We start from the raw sequence: 219 nt of genomic DNA on the forward strand, positions 1-219 counted from the left end.
ATGGCGGATGCCTTGGCTCTCGGAGGCGATGAAGGACGTGATAAGCTGCGAAAAGTCACGGGGAGGTGCAAATAACCTTTGATCCGTGAATCTCCGAATGGGACAACCCAATATCCTGAAGGGATATCACCTTACGTAGTAAGGGGCTAACGCAGGGAACTGAAACATCTTAGTACCTGCAGGAAAAGAAAATAACAATGATTCCCCCAGTAGTGGCGA

At 48.9% G+C, this 219-nt stretch carries 1 rRNA gene; it reads left to right on the plus strand.

Annotated features, from left to right (window positions below):
- Positions 1 to 219 (plus strand): 23S ribosomal RNA (locus H6A61_RS15795); the annotation flags it as partial.

This window comes from Bacteroides caecigallinarum, assembly GCF_016901995.1.
In the GTDB taxonomy this organism is placed as follows: Bacteria; Bacteroidota; Bacteroidia; order Bacteroidales; family Bacteroidaceae; genus Phocaeicola; species Phocaeicola cellulolyticus.